Raw genomic sequence first — 16,760 nt, 5'->3', positions numbered from 1 at the left:
TTCCGGTTCAGTTGGCCGCGGCCGCGGAGGCCGGCGTGCAGTTGGTAACGATGTCGTCCGTGGCCACGCGTACGGACACGCCCTGCGTGACCTTGACCGAGGCGTCGGTGACCACGTCGGTCGCCACCGCGGTGATGTCCCAGGTGGTGTTGCCGCATTCCGAGCTGCCGGTGGTGGCGCCGGCCACGCCGAAGAACTGGCTGCTGCCGACCGCGCAACCGGCGTCTTCCGAGTCTTCCAGGTTCAGGTTGCTGTTCAGGATGGCCTGCGCCTTCACGCAGGCCGGCGACGGGGTGAGCGTGACCTTGATGTCGGTCTTGCCGTCGCCGTCGGTGTCCACGCAGCGCTGGTTGGGGGCACCGCAGGGGTTGGCCAGCGCGGCGTCGGGCGTGTTGAAGAAACGGGTCGAGCTGATCGTCTCCTCCAGCACCTGGTAGGCGGCCGAGACGGCCTGCTCGCGCTGCTGCATGTTGCTGACGATTTGCAGGTTGGAGTTGCCCAGGGTGATGCTGGTCAGCGCAAGCAAGGTCAGCAGCACCAGCATGATGAGCGCCATCACCAGCGTGATGCCGCGTTCGCGGTGTAGCATCGGCGCGCTCATGGTTGTTTCCTTCCGATCGGGTTGGGCATCGGCACCAGCGACTGGAATACGTGGCGCTTGAAGCTGTCGTTGGCGGCGGCCTGCACGTACTCGCTGCCATCGGCGTTGTGGCCGAGCTTGTACTGGCGGGTGTCCTTGTAGCCAAGCGTGGCTTCGGTGTTGCGCGCGACCAAGCTGAGCCGGACCGTCAGCACGTTGTGCCAGTTGCGCGGCCCGCAGCTGCCGGAGCTGCAGCCGGCGGCAACGCTTGGGTCCACCGCATTGGTCGGGTCGGCGCTGACCATGTCCACCTTGCCGTCGCCGTTGGTGTCGATGCCGTATTCGAGCTGGAGGTTTTCGATGCCTTCGGCGAGCGGCACGGGCACGAATTGCAGCCCGCCGTCCACCAGCTGCAGCTCGGCGCGCTTGAGGGTGGGGATGTGGTCGTTGGGCTGGTCGTTGTTGGCGACGTAATAGATGTGGGTGATGAAGCGGCGCGTCACCGCCGCCGTGGTGCAGTCGCGCCCGGTGCGGGTGAGCTTGGTCGCGTCGGTGTCGAGCTGGAACCAGTTCTCGGGGATGGTCGTCATGGCCAGCTCGGTGCTGCACAGCGAGGCCTGGAACAGCGGGCCGGCCACGTCGTCGCAGTCGGCGCTGCCGGTGGTGCACCCGCGCGTATGCCGCACCACCAGCACGTCGGTACCGCTGCGCACGTCCGAGATGCAGCCGGGGGCGCTGCCGTCGTAGCCTTGCACGTGCAGCGGCAGCGCCACCTTGATCGCAGCCAGGTCGGTGGCGCAGGGATCGGCCAGCGCGGTCGGCTCGCCCAGCGGGGTCGGGTCGAACTCGCCGTAGAAGCCGGCGTTGCGCAGGTCGGCGGTGATCACGTCAATGCCGTAGCGCCCGTTCTCGATCTGGCGGTTGGCCTTTTCGATCTCGGCTTGGGCGCGGCTGTTACGCACGAACAGGCTGGTCATGCCGGCCAAAATCAGCAGGCCGATCGCCACGGCCACCATCAGTTCGGCCATCGTGAAGCCGCGCGCGCGGCGCGGCAGGGGCAACTTGGGGGTAGGCTTCATCTCGGTTCCTCAGCTGCAGCTGGGCAGGCCGACCGCCACCTGCACCGAGATGGCGCGCCGGTAGCTGTCGTTGTTGCCGTAGGCGTTGGCCCCGCAGGCCAGACTTTGCGTGCGGGTCGGGTGCATGCCCTGCCAAGCCACGGTCAGGCGGTAGATGCCCGGGCGGCACACGCCGGCCGACGCATCCTGGGCCTGGATCTGCTCGATGCAGCCGCGCGCGCCGATCATGGCGCCGGTGTTGGCGGTGCCTTGCACCTCGGCCGCGCCCTTGAGCGCATTGCTCCATTCGCACATGTCGCGCACCGACGTGGCCTTGTCGGCATCGGCCGCCGCGACCAGCGCGTCGCAGTCCGCCAGGCCGGGGTTGGTGGTGCTGGTGCCCAGCGGGGTGCTGGTGCCGGTGACGTAGTCGGCGGCCGCGTCGCCATTGCTCATGATGCGGGCGCGCATGTCCTGCAGCAGCACGACTGCCTGGGCGCGCTGGTAGGACTCGATCGTGCCGACCTGGGCCTTGGCCTGCAGCGCCGCGATCCCGAGCAGGCCGAAGGCGAGCAGGATGACGGTCACCAGGACCTCGACCAGGGTGGTGCCGCGCTGGCGGGCGCGAAGGCGTGGGGAAGGTGGGTGCATGATGGTCAGCAGGCGTCGTTTTTGAGGTAGGGCCGGCCGCTCAGGTCCACCGTCACGCAGCGGTGCTTGGCGGCGTTGGCAAAGGAGATGTCGAACGACACCGACTCCGTGGCCCTGATCCGGCCGTTGGGCAGGTACACCACCGAGGACGGCCCGGTGACGGTGGCGCCGGTCAGCGGGTTGTGCACCTCGATCGGGTGGCCGGTATCGCTGGGGTTGGGGATGCGCCAGCCGCTCGGCCAGCTGCCGGCCGTCTCGGGGCGCAGCGTCACCGCCGTGTTGCGCTTGATCGCTTCGCTGCGGGCGCGATTCAGGGAGGTCAACAGGTCGCTGCTGGCCGAGCGCGCGCGCTGCCCGGCGATCAGCGCGGTGACCGCGGGGGCGGCCGTCGCCGCCAAAATGGACATGATCGCGACCACGGCCAGCAGTTCGGGCAGGGTGAAGCCGTGCGCGGCGCTCGGGCGGGTTACCATTTGTCGGTCGGGGTCTTCTGGCCGGCGTCGTTGATCGTCAGCGTCACGTCGCTGGCCTGGATGGTGCCGACCTTGGGCGTGGCGATGATCTTGAAGCTCGGCGGCGGGCCATCGGAGACTTCGAACGACACGTCGTAGTTGTCGCTGACGGACGGCGGGGTGGTGGTGCCCAGCTTGGCCACGGTGTCGGCGTAGGCGCGGTTGTCGGTCAGGTACTGGGTTTCGGCCTGTGCCAGCTCCATCAGGTGCGCCTGCGCCGCGGCCCGGTTGCCGTTGACCCGGTACTTGCCATACGCCGGGTAGGCGATCGCGGCGAGAATGCCGATAATCGCGAGCACGACCATCAGTTCGATCAGGGTGAACCCGCGCAGGCGGGCGGATGTCAGGCGAAGGCGCTGCTGCATGGTGGCGCTCCTTGAACGGATGGCTGGAAATGTTGCTCAGTATAAACTTTCAAGCTGTCAAATGCCTGAAAACAAGCTGACAAAATGCTGACAAGCGCGCACCCGGGCCGGGCCTGGGCCGGCCGGGCAGGGCGACGATGGCGCGGTTTCACACAAGCGCGCCGCGAGCCGGTAAAATCGAGGGTTTTGCAAGGGCCACAGGATGGCCGAGACTATGGCTACCGATCACGCAGCAACGACTCCAGACACCCAGGACGGCAGCGCCGCCAAGCAGCCCGCGCAGATTGCGCGCGAGGTGGCGCGGCGCCGCACCTTCGGCATCATTTCGCACCCGGACGCGGGCAAGACCACGCTGACCGAAAAACTGCTGCTGTTCTCGGGCGCGATCCAGCTCGCCGGCACCGTCAAGGCCAGGAAGAGCGGGCGCCACGCCACGTCCGACTGGATGGAGATCGAAAAGCAGCGCGGCATTTCGGTGGCCAGCTCGGTGATGCAGTTCGAGTTCCGCGACCACGTGATCAACCTGCTCGATACCCCGGGCCACCAGGACTTCTCGGAAGACACCTACCGCGTGCTGACCGCGGTCGACTCGGCCCTGATGGTGATCGACGCGGCCAAGGGCGTGGAAGAGCAGACCATCAAGCTCCTGGACGTGTGCCGCATGCGCAGCACCCCGATCGTGACCTTCATGAACAAGCTCGACCGCGAAACCCGCGACCCGCTCGAGCTGCTCGACGAGGTCGAGTCGGTGCTCGAGATCGAGTGCGCGCCGGTGACCTGGCCGATCGGCATGGGCAAGAGTTTCCGCGGCGTGTACCACCTGCTCAACGACGAGGTGATGCTGTTCCGCGCCGGCGAGGAACGCGCCGACGGCGCCTTCGAGATCGTCAAGGGCATCGACAACCCCAAGCTGATGGAAATGTTCCCGCTCGAAATGGAGCAGCTGAAGATGGAAGTGGAGCTGGTGCACGGCGCCTCGCACCCGTTCGACCTGCAGCGCTTTTTGGACGGCATCCAGACCCCGGTGTTCTTTGGCTCGGCGATCAACAACTTCGGCGTGCGCGAGATCCTGTCCTCGCTGGTGGACTGGGCGCCGCCACCGCGCGAGCGCGACGCCACGGTGCGCAAGGTCGAACCGGTCGAGCCGCGCTTTTCGGGCTTCGTGTTCAAGATCCAGGCCAACATGGACCCGGCGCACCGCGACCGCATCGCCTTCCTGCGCGTGTGCTCGGGCCGCTTTGAAAAGGGCATGAAGGTCAAGCATTTGCGCCTCTCGCGCGAGGTCAAGCTGTCGCAGGTGGTGACCTTCATGGCGTCCTCGCGCGAGCAGGTCGAGGAAGCCTACGCTGGCGACATCATCGGCCTGCCCAACCACGGCAACATGCAGATCGGCGACAGCTTCTCCGAGGGCGAAATGCTCTCGTTCACCGGCATCCCGTATTTTGCGCCGGAGCTGTTCCGCGTGGTGCGCATCCGCAACCCGCTCAAGACCAAGCAGCTGCAGAAGGGCTTGCAGCAGCTGGGCGAGGAGGGCGCGGTGCAGGTGTTCAAGCCGGTCCTGGGCAGCGACCTGATCCTGGGCGCGGTGGGCGTGCTGCAGTTCGAGGTGGTGGCTTCCCGCCTGCTCAACGAATACGGCGTGGACGCGATGTTCGAAGGCGCCAGCATCAGCAGCGCGCGCTGGGTCAGCTCGGACGACAAGAAGGCGCTGTCGGACTTCGAACAGGCGCTGGCGCCCAACGTCGCGTACGACGCGGCCGGCAACCTGGCCTACCTGGCCACGTCGAGCGTGAACCTGCGCCTGACCGAGGAACGCTGGCCCAAGCTCAAGTTCCACGCCACGCGCGAGCACGCGGCCAAGCTGGACTGATACCCCCGGCGGGCACGTTCGGCTGGCCGGCGGCCGGCTTCACCCCACGCGGTTCACAAGCGCCGCGTGGGCACAAGCCGTCCGGCGATCCGGCCCGCTTTGTGCCACTTACTTTTCCGCCGGCAGCGCGGACGAGTGGTGGGTGGTGATCAGCCACCTGGCACCATCCCAGCGGTAGGTGTAGGTATAGCGCGCGTGCACGACCGCGCCGGTGCGCGCGAAGGTGAACGTGTACAGCCCGGCGTCCACGGCCGAGTTGCAGCCAAGGTAGACGCGCCGCAAATCGATCTTGCCGGACGGGCCGTTCTCGAGGAAGTGCTTGAAGTAATCCTCCCGGTCGGCGGTGGTAAGACGCGGCCGGGCCGAGACCGTGGCAAGCAGGATCGATTGCTCGGCGTAGTTGGCGGCCACCTGGCGCGGGTCGCCCGTCTGCAGCGACTGGTTCCAGCGGTCGAACAGGGCCGCAATTTCTTGCTCGGACGTCGGCTTGCAGGTTTGTGCCTGGGTGGGCTGCTGTCCATTCGGGGAGCCGATACTTACGGCGCAGCCGGCGAGCAAGACGCTGGCGATGGCAGTCAGTGGCTTCATGGCAGTTGACCTCCTATTTGGCCGGCGTGGCCAGCGGCTTGCCTTTCTCCACCACGTACACCCCGATCAGGTGCATCGGCGCGCTGCCGTCGTTGCGCAGGTCGTGCACCTTGCCGGCCTTGACCACGAATGCTTCGCCTGGCTTGAGCTTGCGCGGCGCTTCGCCATCGACCAGGATCGCGCCGTCGCCATCGACGAGGTAGCTGATCTCGTCACCCGGATGGGTGTGCCGCCCGGCGTGGCCGCCCGCCGCCAGTTCGGCCTTCACCACCACGGCTTCGCGCCCCGGCTGGGCCACGTCGGCGCGCTCGACGATGGTGCGCTTGAGCGCCGGCGGCGGCGCGGCGGGCGATTGGGCCAGCACCGGCAATGCGGCGCCCAGGCCGAGCGCGCACAACGCGCCGGCTAATGCTCTGGAACAGGGTTGCAGGGCCATGGTCGTTCCTTTCGAAGTCAAGGGGTTCCGCCGGATGGGGCGTCACTCCTTAGACCTCGCGTCGGACCGCAGTGCGGCCGATCCGGCCGTTACTTGACTGGTGTCGCCAGCGGCTTGCCTTTCTCCACCACGTACACGCCCAGCAGATGCATCGGTGCGGCGCTGTCGTTGCGCGCGTCGTGCACGCGGCCGGCCTTGATCACGAACGCATCGCCCGCCTTGAGGTGACGCGGCGGTTCGCCGTCGACCAGCAACACGCCTTCGCCCTCGGTGACGTAGCTGATCTCGTCGCCCGGGTGGGTGTGGCGTCCCGCCTGCCTGCCCGGCGCCAGTTCGACCCGCATCACCACCGCTTCGTGGCCCGGTGCGGCGACGGCGTCGCGGAACACCTCGACGCGCTTGAGCGCGGGGGCGGGATCGTCGGCCTGGGCCAGAACGGGTGCGGCGGCAAGCAGGCCGAGGGCGCACAGCGCGCCGGCGAAGGTGGCTCTTTGCAACGTCATGGGTCGTCCTTTCGAAAAGAGGGGCGGAACCATTGCATATCCTAGCGCGCCGGCGGCGTGGCGCGACGGGCCACGACAAACGCATCGACGATGCTGCCGATCCAGGCGGCGACCAGGATGAAACCGCAGAGCGTGAGCAGCGGCGAGCCGCCGTCCTGTGCGTGCAGGCGCGCGGCGATCGCGGCAGGGTCGGGCGCGAGCGTGCCGGCCAAAATCTGGTCGACCATGCGCGAAGCCTGCGTGGTGATGTCGTCCACATAGACGGCGGCGGCCAGCAGCGCCGGCACGAGGAACAGCCCGGCGCGGCGCGGCCGGCGCAGGTACAGGTGGCCGGCACCCGGAAACACGAAGGCGGACAGCAGGGCGGCGGCGAGCGCGCGGTTCATCGATGATCCTTTTCAAATGCCGGTGCCGTTTGACCGGTCTCAAATTCCCATTTTGCCGGACAGCGTAGATTGGCTCAATGCGCTTTGGAAATTACGCCCAAGATATCGAGCCCAGTGCCATGAACATCCCGGCCAATCGCCAGTGCGGCCGGCGCGATGCGCGGCCCCGGCCACGGTGGAGGAAGCCATGCTCGCGCGCCTGAAGATCGGTCCCAAGCTGCTGCTCGCGCCCGGCGCGGTGCTGCTGCTGCTCGTTGCGCTGTCCTGTGGCGCCTATTATGCAATGGTGCGCCAGAACCAGTCGCTGGAAACCATTGTGCAGCAGCGCGCGGTGCACATGCGCGCCGCGTCCGACCTGGTGGCCACCGCGCAGAAGGCCCATGCGGACAGCTACCGGCTGCTGTCGTGGATCAGCGGCAGTTTTCCGCGCCGGCGCACCGATCCGCTGGTGGTGCAGATCGAGCGCCAGCACGGCGCGCTCGAGCGCGGCTTTGCCGGACTGGCCGAGATGACCCCGGCCAGCAGCCCCGAGCGGCGCTACGTGGACCAGGCGGCGGCGGCCCATCGCCTGTACGTGCGCGCGGTGCAGGACGTGATCGAGATGTCGCAAAACGACCAGTCGATCAGCGCCAATGCCATGCAAAAGGCCGACGATGCATTCACCGTGGTGGCGCAGCGCCTGACCGAGTTGTCGCGCATGGAGCAGGAGCTCTCCGAGAAGGCCTCGGCCGAGGCGGCTGAAGACTACCGTGTCACCTCCACCCTGATGCCGGTCGTGATCGTGCTGTCGATCGCGCTGTCGCTGGCGATCACCATGGCGGTGCGGCGCTCGCTGCTGCAGGAGATCCGCGGGATCGGGGCGGCGGCGATCGACCTGGCCAGCGGCGACCTGACGGTCAAGCAGCGCGTGTACGGCAACGACGAGATCGCCCAGACCTCGCGCACGCTCGACGCCAGCATCCGCAACCTGAACGGCACCTTGCGCACGATCCTGGAGTCGGCACGCACGATCGGGTCGGCCTCGCGCAACATCGCGCTGGGCGACCTGAACCTGTCGACCCGCGCGGTGTTCCGTGCTACCTCGCTGGAGCAGGCGGCGTCCTCGATGCAGGAGCTGGCGGCCACGGTGAACCTGACGGCGGACAGCGCGCAGACTGCCAACCGGCTGGTGGAAAACGCCTCGACGGTGGCGCAGCAGGGCGGCAGCGTGGTGGACCAGCTGATGCACACGATGGAATCGGTCAAGGGCAGCTCGCGCCGGGTGGCCGAGCTGGTGGGCGCGATCGACGAAATCGCCAACGAGACCGGGACGCTGGCGCTGAACGCGGCGGTGGAGGCGGCGCGCGCGGGCGAGCACGGGCATGGCTTCGCGCAGGTGGCCAGCGACGTGCGCCAGCTGTCGCTGCGCGCCAGCGCGGCGGCGCACGAGATCCGCGCGCTGGCGGTGCAGTCGGTGGCGCAGATCGAGGGCGGCACCGCGTGGGCGGCCGAGGCCAGCCACCGGATGGCGCACATCGCCAGCTCGGTGCAGCAGGTGGGCACCATCATCAGCCAGATCAGCAGCGCGAGCGTGGAGCAGGCCAGCGGGCTGTCGGAGGTGAACCAGGCGATCGTGCAGATGGACCAGATGACGCAGCGGAACTCGGCGCTGGTCGAGGAAGCGGCGGCGGCCGCGCGCACGCTGCAGATGCAGGCGCTGACCTTGTCGAAGGCGGTGTCGGCGTTCCGGCTCGACGAGGCGCTGGAGGAGAAGGGCGCCGCCGCCGGCAGCACGGACGAGGATGAGCCGCCGCCGGTGGTCCACAACCGGCGGCGCACGCCGGGGCATCCGCATTTGCGGCTTGCTTCGCGCCGCGATTAAAGACCGCGACCCCAAAACAACGTCGTCCCGGCGAAAGCCGGGACCCATACGCCGCGTGAGTACACGCTCAGCATGGGTCACGGCGGGGCCGCCGAGGATTCGCCGGGACGACGGTTTTTTGGCTAACTACTTACTCGTAGTCGCTGATCGGCGCGCAGCCGCAGAACAGGTTGCGGTCGCCGTACACGTTGTCGGCACGGCCGACCGACGGCCAGTACTTCTGCTTGCGCAGCGACGCCACCGGGAACGCCGCCGCCTCGCGGCTGTAGGCATGCTTCCACTCGTCGGCCGTGATGACCTCGGCGGTGTGCGGCGCGCCCTTGAGCGGGTTGTCCATCTTGTCGTACTCGCCGCGCTCGACCTTGGTGATCTCGGCGTGGATCGTGATCATCGCCTCGATGAAGCGGTCCAGCTCCGCCTTCGATTCCGACTCGGTCGGCTCGATCATCAGGGTGCCCGGCACCGGGAAGCTCATGGTCGGGGCGTGGAAGCCGAAGTCCATCAGGCGCTTGGCCACGTCCTCGTTGCTGATGCCGGTCTTGTCCTGCAGCGGGCGCAGGTCGATGATGCACTCGTGCGCCACCAGGCCGTCGTGGCCGGTGTACAGCACCGGGTAGTGCGGCGCCAGGCGGCGCGCGACGTAGTTGGCGTTCAGGATCGCCACTTCGGTGGCCGCGGTCAGGCCGGCGCCGCCCATCATCGCGATGTACATCCACGAGATCGGCAGGATCGACGCCGAGCCGTAGGCCGCCGCGCTCACCGCGCCGATGCCGTCCTCGTTGCGCGCGTAGCCGGTCGAGCGGTGGTTCGGCAGGAACTGCGCCAGGTGCGCGCCCACGCCGATCGGGCCCACGCCCGGGCCGCCGCCGCCGTGCGGGATGCAGAAGGTCTTGTGCAGGTTCAGGTGGCTGACGTCACCGCCGAACGAACCCGGGGCCGCCACGCCGACCAGCGCATTCATGTTCGCGCCGTCGATGTACACCTGGCCGCCATGCGAATGGACGATGTCGCACAGTTCCTGGATGCCTTCCTCGAACACGCCGTGGGTGGACGGGTAGGTCACCATCACGCATGCCAGGTTGGCGCTGTGTTGTTCTGCCTTGGCCTTCAGGTCGGCCAGGTCGACGTTGCCGTTGGCGTCGCACGCGGTCACCACCACCTGCATGCCGGCCATGGCAGCCGATGCCGGGTTGGTGCCGTGCGCCGACGACGGGATCAGGCAGATGTTGCGATGGCCTTCGCCGCGCGACTCGTGGTACTTCTTGATGACCAAGAGGCCCGCGTATTCGCCCTGCGAGCCGGCGTTCGGCTGCAGCGACACGGCGGCGTAGCCGGTGGCGGCGCACAGCATGTCTTCGAGCTGGCCGATCATCTCGCGGTAGCCCACGGTCTGGTCGTTTGGCGCGAACGGGTGGATGTTCGAGAACTCCGGCCAGGTCACCGGGATCATCTCGGAGGTCGCGTTCAGCTTCATCGTGCACGAGCCCAGCGGGATCATGGTGCGGTCCAGCGCCAGGTCCTTGTCCGCCAGCGAGCGCAGGTAGCGCAGCATCTCGGTCTCGGAGTGGTAGCGGTGGAAGGTCGGGTGCTGCAGGTAGGCGCTGGCGCGCGCGAGCTGGCCCGGGAACTGGTCGGCCACCTTGGCGTCGAGCGCGTCGATGTCCAGCGCCGGGGCGTTGGCCACGCCGGCCGCGAACACCGTGTAGAGCGCGGCGATGTCGTCGCGGGTGATGGTCTCGTCGATCGACACGCCGACGTGGCCGGCATCGACACGGCGCAGGTTGAAGCCGTGCTCGATCGCGGTGGCGTGCAGCTCGGCGGCGCGGTCGGTCTTGACGGTCAGGGTGTCGAAGAAGCTGCCGTTGGCGAACTGGTAGCCCAGCTGCGACAGGGCGGCGGCCAGGATGGCGGTTTGGCGATGCACGCGGCGTGCGATGCGCTGCAGGCCTTGCGGGCCGTGGTACACGGCGTACATCGAGGCCATCACGGCCAGCAGCACCTGCGCGGTGCAGATGTTCGAGGTGGCCTTTTCGCGGCGGATGTGCTGCTCGCGGGTTTGCAGCGCCAGGCGGTAGGCCTGGTTGCCCTGCGCGTCCACGGTCACGCCCACCAGGCGGCCCGGCATGCTGCGCTTGTATTCGTCCTTGGTTGCCATGTAGCCGGCGTGCGGGCCGCCGAAACCGAGCGGCACGCCGAAGCGCTGGCTGTTACCGACCACCACGTCGGCGCCCCATTCGCCCGGCGGCGTGAGCACGGCCAGGGCCAGCAGGTCGGCAGCCACCACCACCATTGCGCCGGCGGCATGCAGCTTTTCGACAGCGGCGCTGTAGTCGCGCACTTCGCCGTTCACGCCCGGGTACTGCAGCAGCACGCCGAAGCAGTTGTCCACCTCGCCCACCTTGTCGGCGGCGACCGTTTTCACTTCCACGCCCAGCGGCCGGGCGCGGGTCTGGACCACTTCCAGGGTCTGCGGCAGCACGTCGTCGGCCACGTAGAACACCTTCGATGCCGACTTGCCCACGCGCTGGATCAGCGTCATCGCTTCGGCGGCGGCGGTGCCTTCATCGAGCATCGAGGCGTTGGCGATGCCCATGCCGGTCATGTCGGTGATCACCTGCTGGAAGTTCAGGATCGCTTCCAGGCGGCCTTGCGAGATTTCGGGCTGGTACGGGGTGTAGGCGGTGTACCAGGCCGGGTTTTCAAAGATGTTGCGCAGGATGACCGTCGGCGTATGGGTGCCGTAGTAGCCCTGGCCGATGACCGACTTCATGACCTTGTTCTTGTCGGCCAGGCCGCGCAGCTTGGCCAGCGCCGCTTCTTCCGGCATCGGCTCGAGGAACTGGCCCAGCGCCAGCTCGCTCTTCTTGCGGATGTTGGCCGGGACGATGGCATCGATCAGCGCAGCGCGCGAGGCGTAGCCAAGGGTCGACAGCATGGCTGCCTGTTCGGTGTCGGACGGGCCGAGGTGGCGCGGGATGAAGCTGTCGCGGGCTTCAAGTTGGGTCAGGCTGGTGCGGGTCATGATAGGCGGAGATAACGAAAATCTTGGGCCGTCGTCCCCGCGCAGGCGGGGACCCAAATGCTGAGGTCGCTGGCCTGCGGCGGTCGAATGTCTGACGGCGCAATCGGTCTATGGATCCCCGCCTGCGCGGGGACGACGTGCTAAAGCTCGATGGTGCTGCTAAAACGGCACCGGCGCCATCGCGGCGCCGGTGGTGTTCATTAATGGTTCTCGGTCACTTTGCCGTACGCTGCCGCGTCGAGCAGGCCGTTGACGGCATTTGCGTCGGCGGGCTTGAGCTTGAACAGCCAGGCGGCGTAGGCGTCGGCGTTGATCGAATCCGGCGCGTCGGCGGCTGACTGGTTGACGGCGGTGACGGTGCCCGACACCGGGGCGTAGATGTCGCTTGCGGCCTTGACCGACTCGACCACGGCAGCGTCGTCACCGGCGGTGAACGACTTGCCGATCGCCGGCAGCTCGACGAACACGATGTCGCCCAGCGCGTCCTGCGCGTACTCGGTGATGCCGACGGTGAGGGTGCCGTCGGATTCGACGCGTACCCACTCGTGGGACTCGGTGTATTTCAGGTCGGCTGGGATGTTCATGTGTGGCTCCTGGTTGTTAGGTGTCGCAAAAGTATAAATTGTTTGTTCTTCGGGCCGGGCAAATCAGGCGGCCAGGATCTTGCCGTTGCGGACGAACGGCAGCTTGACCACCGAGGCGGCCAGCTTCTTGTCGCGGATCTCGACGTGCACCGTGTCGCCGACGTTCACGTCCAGCGGCACGCGCGCCAGCGCGATTGCCTGCTGCATGGTCGGGCTGAAGGTGCCGCTGGTGATCTCGCCCGCGTTGCCCGAGGCTGCCACCACTTTCTGGTGGGCGCGCAGGATGCCGCCTTTTTCGCGCAGGATCAGGCCGACGAAGTTGGCGCGCTGGCCCATCTGCTGCAGCGCGGCCTTGCCGATGAAGTCGCGCTCGGAGACCAGGTCGATGGTCCAGGCCAGGCCCGCGTCCAGCGGGTTGACGGTTTCGTCCATGTCCTGGCCGTACAGGTTCATGCCGGCTTCCAGGCGCAGCGTGTCGCGCGCGCCCAGGCCAGCGGGCTTGATGCCGGCGGCGGCCAGCGCGTTCCACAGCGCCTCGACCTGCGTGCTCGATACGCCGAGCTCGAAGCCATCTTCGCCGGTGTAGCCGGTGCGCGCCACCATCACTTCACCAAACTGCGTGTCCTTGACGATGACCGCGTTGAAGGGCTTGAGCGGCTCGGACGGGGCTTTGGTCGCCGGCAGCACTTCCCACACCTTGGCGCGGGCGTTCGGGCCCTGCACCGCAACCAGCGCGATCGGGTCATTGCCGTCGCGGCGCTGGGTGATGGTCAGGCCGCTGCCCGTCTCGGCGTTTTGCTTGGTGATCCAGGCGACGTCCTTCTCGGCGGTGCCGGCGTTCACGACGAGGCGGAACCAGTCCTCGCTGAAGTAGTACACGATCAGGTCGTCGATGACGAAGCCCTGCGGGTTGAGCATGCACGAGTACAGTGCCTTGCCCGGCACCTGCAGCTTATCCACGTTGTTGGCCAACAGGCCGCGCAGGAAGGCGCGCACGTTGGCGCCCTTGATGTCCACCACGCACATGTGCGACACGTCGAACATGCCCGCGTCAAGACGCACCGCGTTGTGCTCTTCGATCTGCGAACCGTAGTTGACCGGCATGTCCCAGCCGCCGAAGTCGACCATCTTGGCGCCGGCGGCGCGGTGTACGGAATTGAGCGGGGTCGCTTTGAGCGTCATGGAATCCTCAGGGCAGGTGAATAGGGTACATGCACGACACACCGCGTGATGCGGCCCGCGTGCCTTCGCGCCCCTCTGTCCTTGGTACCTGAGAGATAGCGGCTGTGCGCCGCCTGCCCCTTCGGTGGGCCGCGTTCGCGGCCGCTCTCCAGAGTTAAGCCGGCCGCGCGCTGCGCCGCCGTCCCTTGACCGGTCCTTTTGCCTGAGAGTTTTTGGGTGATGCCCCTTCGGCGGCCGCGTGCGCGACCCTCTCCCGGTCAAGACTGTGGAGGATATGCCAGCAAGACCCTACTGTCAACTCGGAAAGCCGAGTTGCCGGGAGGTCAGTACCAGCGCACGAATGAGGACGGGCAAAACCGGCATCGGGACGTCGTTTGTTAAACTACCGTCTAACACTTTTCGAGCAGGGAAAATGATGAGCGAAGAGCAAGCAAAGCAATGCAAGGAAGGCTGGTACACGCTGTCCGGCGACGTCAACAGCGACATGGTGCACCGGGTGTTCGAGGCGGTGGCGATGATGACCGAGGATGGCATCGAACGGGCGCACATTTTGGTGCAGTCCAACGGCGGCTATGTCAGCGACGGGCTGTGCCTGTATAACTTCCTGGCCAATTCGCCGATCGAGTTCGTCATGTACAACGGCGGCGCCGTGGCGTCGATTGCCGTGATCACGTACCTGGCGGGCACGCGCCGCTACTGCAGCGAAACGGCGCGCTTCATGGTGCACAAGTCGCACGCCACGGCCTCGCCCGGTTCGCGGCCGGATGCGCTCAACATCATCGTCGAGGGCCTGCGCGCCGACGATGCGCGCACCGAATCGATCCTGCGCAAGCACATCGAGCTCACGCCCGAGCAGTGGGGTATCCACCAGTATTCTGACCTGCACCTCAATTCGCGGGACGCGAAAATTGCCGGGATGGTGGATGACATCATGGATTTTGCGCCGCCAAAAGGAGCGGTGCTGCGTAATATCTGAGCGCTTTTCCTTTTTGCCAAATAATTCGCGCTATTGCCGCCGAGTTTTTTATTGTTCAATTAACCCGGAAATCAACATCATAAAAAAAGCCCGCCGAAAATTCGACGGGCTTTTTGTTAAGTAACGACCAGCTTAACGCTTGTTGTCGTTCTTGTGGCTTTGACGGCCGGCTTCCGCATGCTGCTCGCGGGTACCGCCGCGCATGCCCGAGCCCGAGCCGCTGCCCGATTTCGAGCCGCCCGAGCCCGACTGGCTGTTGCCGTCGTTCTTGTGGCTCTGGCGACCAGCCTCGGCGTGCTGCTCGCGGGTGCCACCGCGCATGCCCGAGCCCGAGCCGGAGCCCGAGGAAGCCGACTGACGGTTGCCGTCATTCTTGTGGCTCTGGCGGCCGGCTTCCACGTGCTGCTCGTGAGTACCGCCCTGGGTGCCTTTGCTGTTCGAGTTCATGATCATTCCTTTCAAAAATGGAAAATGTCTTACTCGCCAATTTCTGCCGGAGAAAATATATCGCCAGCAGTTTTCGGTGATGAAATGATGCGAGCCGAGCCGTTAAATCGGTATCGGATCATTTCTTGAGCCCGTGTAGGACATTCTCTATCGATCACACACTCATTATTCGAGGCAATTGATAACAGGAATATTAAAACTCTTCCCAATCCGATTCCTGGACGGCGGCCGGGGCCGCGCCGTTGGCCCGGCGCCGCGGCGCGGCGCTACGGGCCGGACGCGGCCGCGCGCTGGCATCGGCGGCATCGGCGGGCCTCGGGCGGGCCGGCGCCTGCTTGACCGGCGCCTGTGCGCCTGCAGGGGCGGCTTGCGTGGCCGGGACGGGGAGCCTGGTGCGCTCCGGCGCGGCCGGGCCGCCGAAGGCCGTCACCAGCCGGGTCAGTGCGTCGGCCTGTTCGCGCATGGATGCGGCAGCGGCGGCCGATTGCTCGACCAGCGCGGCGTTCTGCTGGGTCGCGTGGTCCATCGCGGTGATGGCCTGGTTGACCTGGTCGATGCCGCTGGTCTGCTCGGCGCTGGCGTCGGCGATCTCGCCGATGATGTCGGTCACGCGCTTGACGCTGGCGACCACCTCGTTCATCGTGTTGCCGGCCTTGTCCGCCAGCTCCGTGCCGGCGTTGACCTTTTCCACCGAGTCGTCGATCAGTTCCTTGATCTCCTTGGCCGCCGCCGCCGAGCGCTGCGCCAGGCTGCGCACTTCCGAGGCCACCACGGCAAATCCGCGTCCCTGCTCGCCGGCGCGCGCCGCCTCGACCGCCGCGTTGAGCGCGAGGATGTTGGTCTGGAAGGCGATGCCGTCGATCACGCCGATGATCTCCGCGATGCGCTTGGACGATTCGTTGATCGAGGCCATGGTGCCGACCACTTCCGACACCACCGCGCCGCCCTTGACCGCCACTTCCGATGCCGACACGGCCAGCTTGCTGGCCTGGTGGGCGTGGTCGGCGTTCTGCCTGACGGTCGCGGTCAGCTCTTCCATCGACGAAGCGGTTTCCTCGAGCGACGAGGCCTGCTGCTCGGTGCGCGCCGACAGGTCCATGCTGCCGTGGGCGATCTCGCCCGTGCCGCGCACCAGCGATTCGGCGCCGGTGCGCAGCTCTTGCATCATCGCGGCCAGCTTGTCGTTCAGCTGCAGCAGGTGGCGCAGCAGCGTGCCGGCGTCGCCGCCCTGGTCGGTTTTCAGCGCGCCGCCGAGCTCGCCGCTGGCAAGCCGCCCCGCATACCGGGCTGCTTCGCGCAGGGGATGGGCAACCTGGGCCGCGATCCACAGCCCGAGGAGGGTACTGGCCACCAGCCCAAGGCCGATCGCAACGGCTGCGTAGGCCTGGATGCCGAAGATGTCGGCATGTAGCTGGTCCCGCGCTTGCGCCGCGGCGCTCGCGCGGCCCGCTTGCAGCCCAAGATCCCCGATATTGGCAAGCTGCGCGGCCAGCCAGGCCGAGAGCACGGCGCCCAGGCTGAACGCGAGCAGTACGCCACCGCAGATCATTATTTTGTTGTCAATTTTGCGGATCGATGTCATCGCAGGTTTCCTTCAGGTCGAGGAGGGGACCATGTTATGTTAAGGAAACGCGACTTCTGGCCATTGCGGCTAGTCAATACGGTGGCTGGCAAGCCGGGGAACGCGCGCTTGGGCAAATCGGCCGCCTCAGGTATAGTCCGGTTCGCTTTGGTGTTCG

The 16,760-nt window shown here is 66.9% G+C and carries 17 protein-coding genes and 2 riboswitches; of the genes, 3 read left to right on the top strand and 14 right to left on the bottom strand.

The window, feature by feature from the left end:
- Positions 1–7 precede the first annotated feature (7 nt).
- The 5 genes from NX774_RS01410 to NX774_RS01390 are packed head-to-tail and all read right to left on the bottom strand — an operon-like array spanning position 8 to position 3,166.
- Entirely contained in the window at positions 8–601 is a 594-nt protein-coding gene (locus tag NX774_RS01410; RefSeq protein ID WP_258820366.1) for a hypothetical protein, read from the bottom strand.
- Positions 598–1,659, bottom strand: coding sequence for a PilW family protein (locus NX774_RS01405; protein ID WP_258820365.1), 1,062 nt, complete (start codon positions 1,657–1,659; stop codon positions 598–600). The genes NX774_RS01410 and NX774_RS01405 overlap by 4 nt, the downstream gene beginning before the upstream one ends.
- Before the next feature lie 9 nt (positions 1,660–1,668).
- The gene (gene pilV, locus NX774_RS01400; protein WP_258820364.1) at positions 1,669–2,289 is read right to left on the bottom strand and encodes a type IV pilus modification protein PilV; all 621 of its coding nucleotides are present in this window, start codon (positions 2,287–2,289) and stop codon (positions 1,669–1,671) included.
- A gap of 5 nt (positions 2,290–2,294) precedes the next feature.
- Complete coding sequence (locus tag NX774_RS01395; protein WP_258820363.1) at positions 2,295–2,762, bottom strand: GspH/FimT family pseudopilin; 468 nt, start codon at positions 2,760–2,762, stop codon at positions 2,295–2,297.
- The gene (locus NX774_RS01390) at positions 2,756–3,166 is read right to left on the bottom strand and encodes a type IV pilin protein (protein WP_307731084.1); all 411 of its coding nucleotides are present in this window, start codon (positions 3,164–3,166) and stop codon (positions 2,756–2,758) included. The genes NX774_RS01395 and NX774_RS01390 overlap by 7 nt, the downstream gene beginning before the upstream one ends.
- A gap of 214 nt (positions 3,167–3,380) precedes the next feature.
- On the opposite strand from NX774_RS01390, the gene NX774_RS01380 reads away from it, so the two are divergent.
- On the top strand, positions 3,381–5,036 hold the full coding sequence (locus NX774_RS01380) for a peptide chain release factor 3 (RefSeq protein ID WP_258820362.1): 1,656 nt from the start codon (positions 3,381–3,383) through the stop codon (positions 5,034–5,036).
- Between the two features lie 108 nt (positions 5,037–5,144).
- Here NX774_RS01380 and NX774_RS01375 read toward each other — a convergent pair whose 3' ends face one another.
- The 4 genes from NX774_RS01375 to NX774_RS01360 form a co-directional block, all read right to left on the bottom strand.
- Positions 5,145–5,624: an SgcJ/EcaC family oxidoreductase gene (locus NX774_RS01375; protein WP_258820361.1), complete on the bottom strand. Its 480-nt coding sequence runs from the start codon at positions 5,622–5,624 to the stop codon at positions 5,145–5,147.
- Between the two features lie 13 nt (positions 5,625–5,637).
- Positions 5,638–6,060 (bottom strand): cupin domain-containing protein, encoded by a 423-nt coding sequence (locus NX774_RS01370; protein WP_258820360.1) that lies wholly within the window; start codon positions 6,058–6,060, stop codon positions 5,638–5,640.
- Positions 6,061–6,149: 89 nt separating this feature from the next.
- Positions 6,150–6,563 carry a cupin domain-containing protein gene (locus NX774_RS01365; RefSeq protein ID WP_258820359.1) on the bottom strand — a complete coding sequence of 138 codons (414 nt, stop codon included), beginning with the start codon at positions 6,561–6,563 and terminating at the stop codon, positions 6,150–6,152.
- Between the two features lie 41 nt (positions 6,564–6,604).
- Positions 6,605–6,949 (bottom strand): DUF6677 family protein, encoded by a 345-nt coding sequence (locus NX774_RS01360; RefSeq protein WP_258820358.1) that lies wholly within the window; start codon positions 6,947–6,949, stop codon positions 6,605–6,607.
- 187 nt (positions 6,950–7,136) lie between these two features.
- On the opposite strand from NX774_RS01360, the gene NX774_RS01355 reads away from it, so the two are divergent.
- Entirely contained in the window at positions 7,137–8,810 is a 1,674-nt protein-coding gene (locus NX774_RS01355; RefSeq protein WP_258820357.1) for a methyl-accepting chemotaxis protein, read from the top strand.
- A gap of 130 nt (positions 8,811–8,940) precedes the next feature.
- On the opposite strand, the gene gcvP is transcribed toward NX774_RS01355, so the two are convergent.
- The 3 genes from gcvP to gcvT all read right to left on the bottom strand — a co-directional run bounded on the left by gcvP (position 8,941) and on the right by gcvT (position 13,598).
- Complete coding sequence (gcvP, locus tag NX774_RS01350; RefSeq protein ID WP_258820356.1) at positions 8,941–11,832, bottom strand: aminomethyl-transferring glycine dehydrogenase; 2,892 nt, start codon at positions 11,830–11,832, stop codon at positions 8,941–8,943.
- Positions 11,833–12,032: 200 nt separating this feature from the next.
- A complete protein-coding gene (gene gcvH / locus NX774_RS01345) occupies positions 12,033–12,416 on the bottom strand; it encodes a glycine cleavage system protein GcvH (protein ID WP_258820355.1) in 384 nt (127 codons plus the stop codon).
- 63 nt (positions 12,417–12,479) lie between these two features.
- Positions 12,480–13,598, bottom strand: a complete 1,119-nt coding sequence (gene gcvT, locus NX774_RS01340; protein WP_258820354.1) for a glycine cleavage system aminomethyltransferase GcvT — start codon at positions 13,596–13,598, stop codon at positions 12,480–12,482.
- Between the two features lie 65 nt (positions 13,599–13,663).
- A riboswitch (glycine riboswitch) is annotated at positions 13,664–13,760 on the bottom strand.
- 18 nt (positions 13,761–13,778) lie between these two features.
- Positions 13,779–13,864: riboswitch (glycine riboswitch) on the bottom strand.
- Between the two features lie 149 nt (positions 13,865–14,013).
- On the opposite strand from gcvT, the gene NX774_RS01335 reads away from it, so the two are divergent.
- Complete coding sequence (locus tag NX774_RS01335; RefSeq protein ID WP_258820353.1) at positions 14,014–14,574, top strand: ATP-dependent Clp protease proteolytic subunit; 561 nt, start codon at positions 14,014–14,016, stop codon at positions 14,572–14,574.
- A 132-nt stretch (positions 14,575–14,706) separates the two neighbouring features.
- Here the strand turns inward: NX774_RS01335 and NX774_RS01330 are convergent, their stop codons facing one another.
- Both NX774_RS01330 and NX774_RS01325 read right to left on the bottom strand, forming a co-directional pair.
- Complete coding sequence (locus NX774_RS01330; RefSeq protein WP_258820352.1) at positions 14,707–15,021, bottom strand: hypothetical protein; 315 nt, start codon at positions 15,019–15,021, stop codon at positions 14,707–14,709.
- 193 nt (positions 15,022–15,214) lie between these two features.
- The gene (locus NX774_RS01325) at positions 15,215–16,603 is read right to left on the bottom strand and encodes a methyl-accepting chemotaxis protein (RefSeq protein ID WP_307731083.1); all 1,389 of its coding nucleotides are present in this window, start codon (positions 16,601–16,603) and stop codon (positions 15,215–15,217) included.
- Positions 16,604–16,760: the final 157 nt, after the last annotated feature.

It is taken from the genome of Massilia agilis, assembly GCF_024756255.1.
GTDB lineage: Bacteria > Pseudomonadota > Gammaproteobacteria > Burkholderiales > Burkholderiaceae_D > Telluria > Telluria agilis.
The sequence above is the reverse complement of the archived record's forward strand: the minus strand, read 5'-3'. Positions and strand labels throughout refer to the sequence as shown.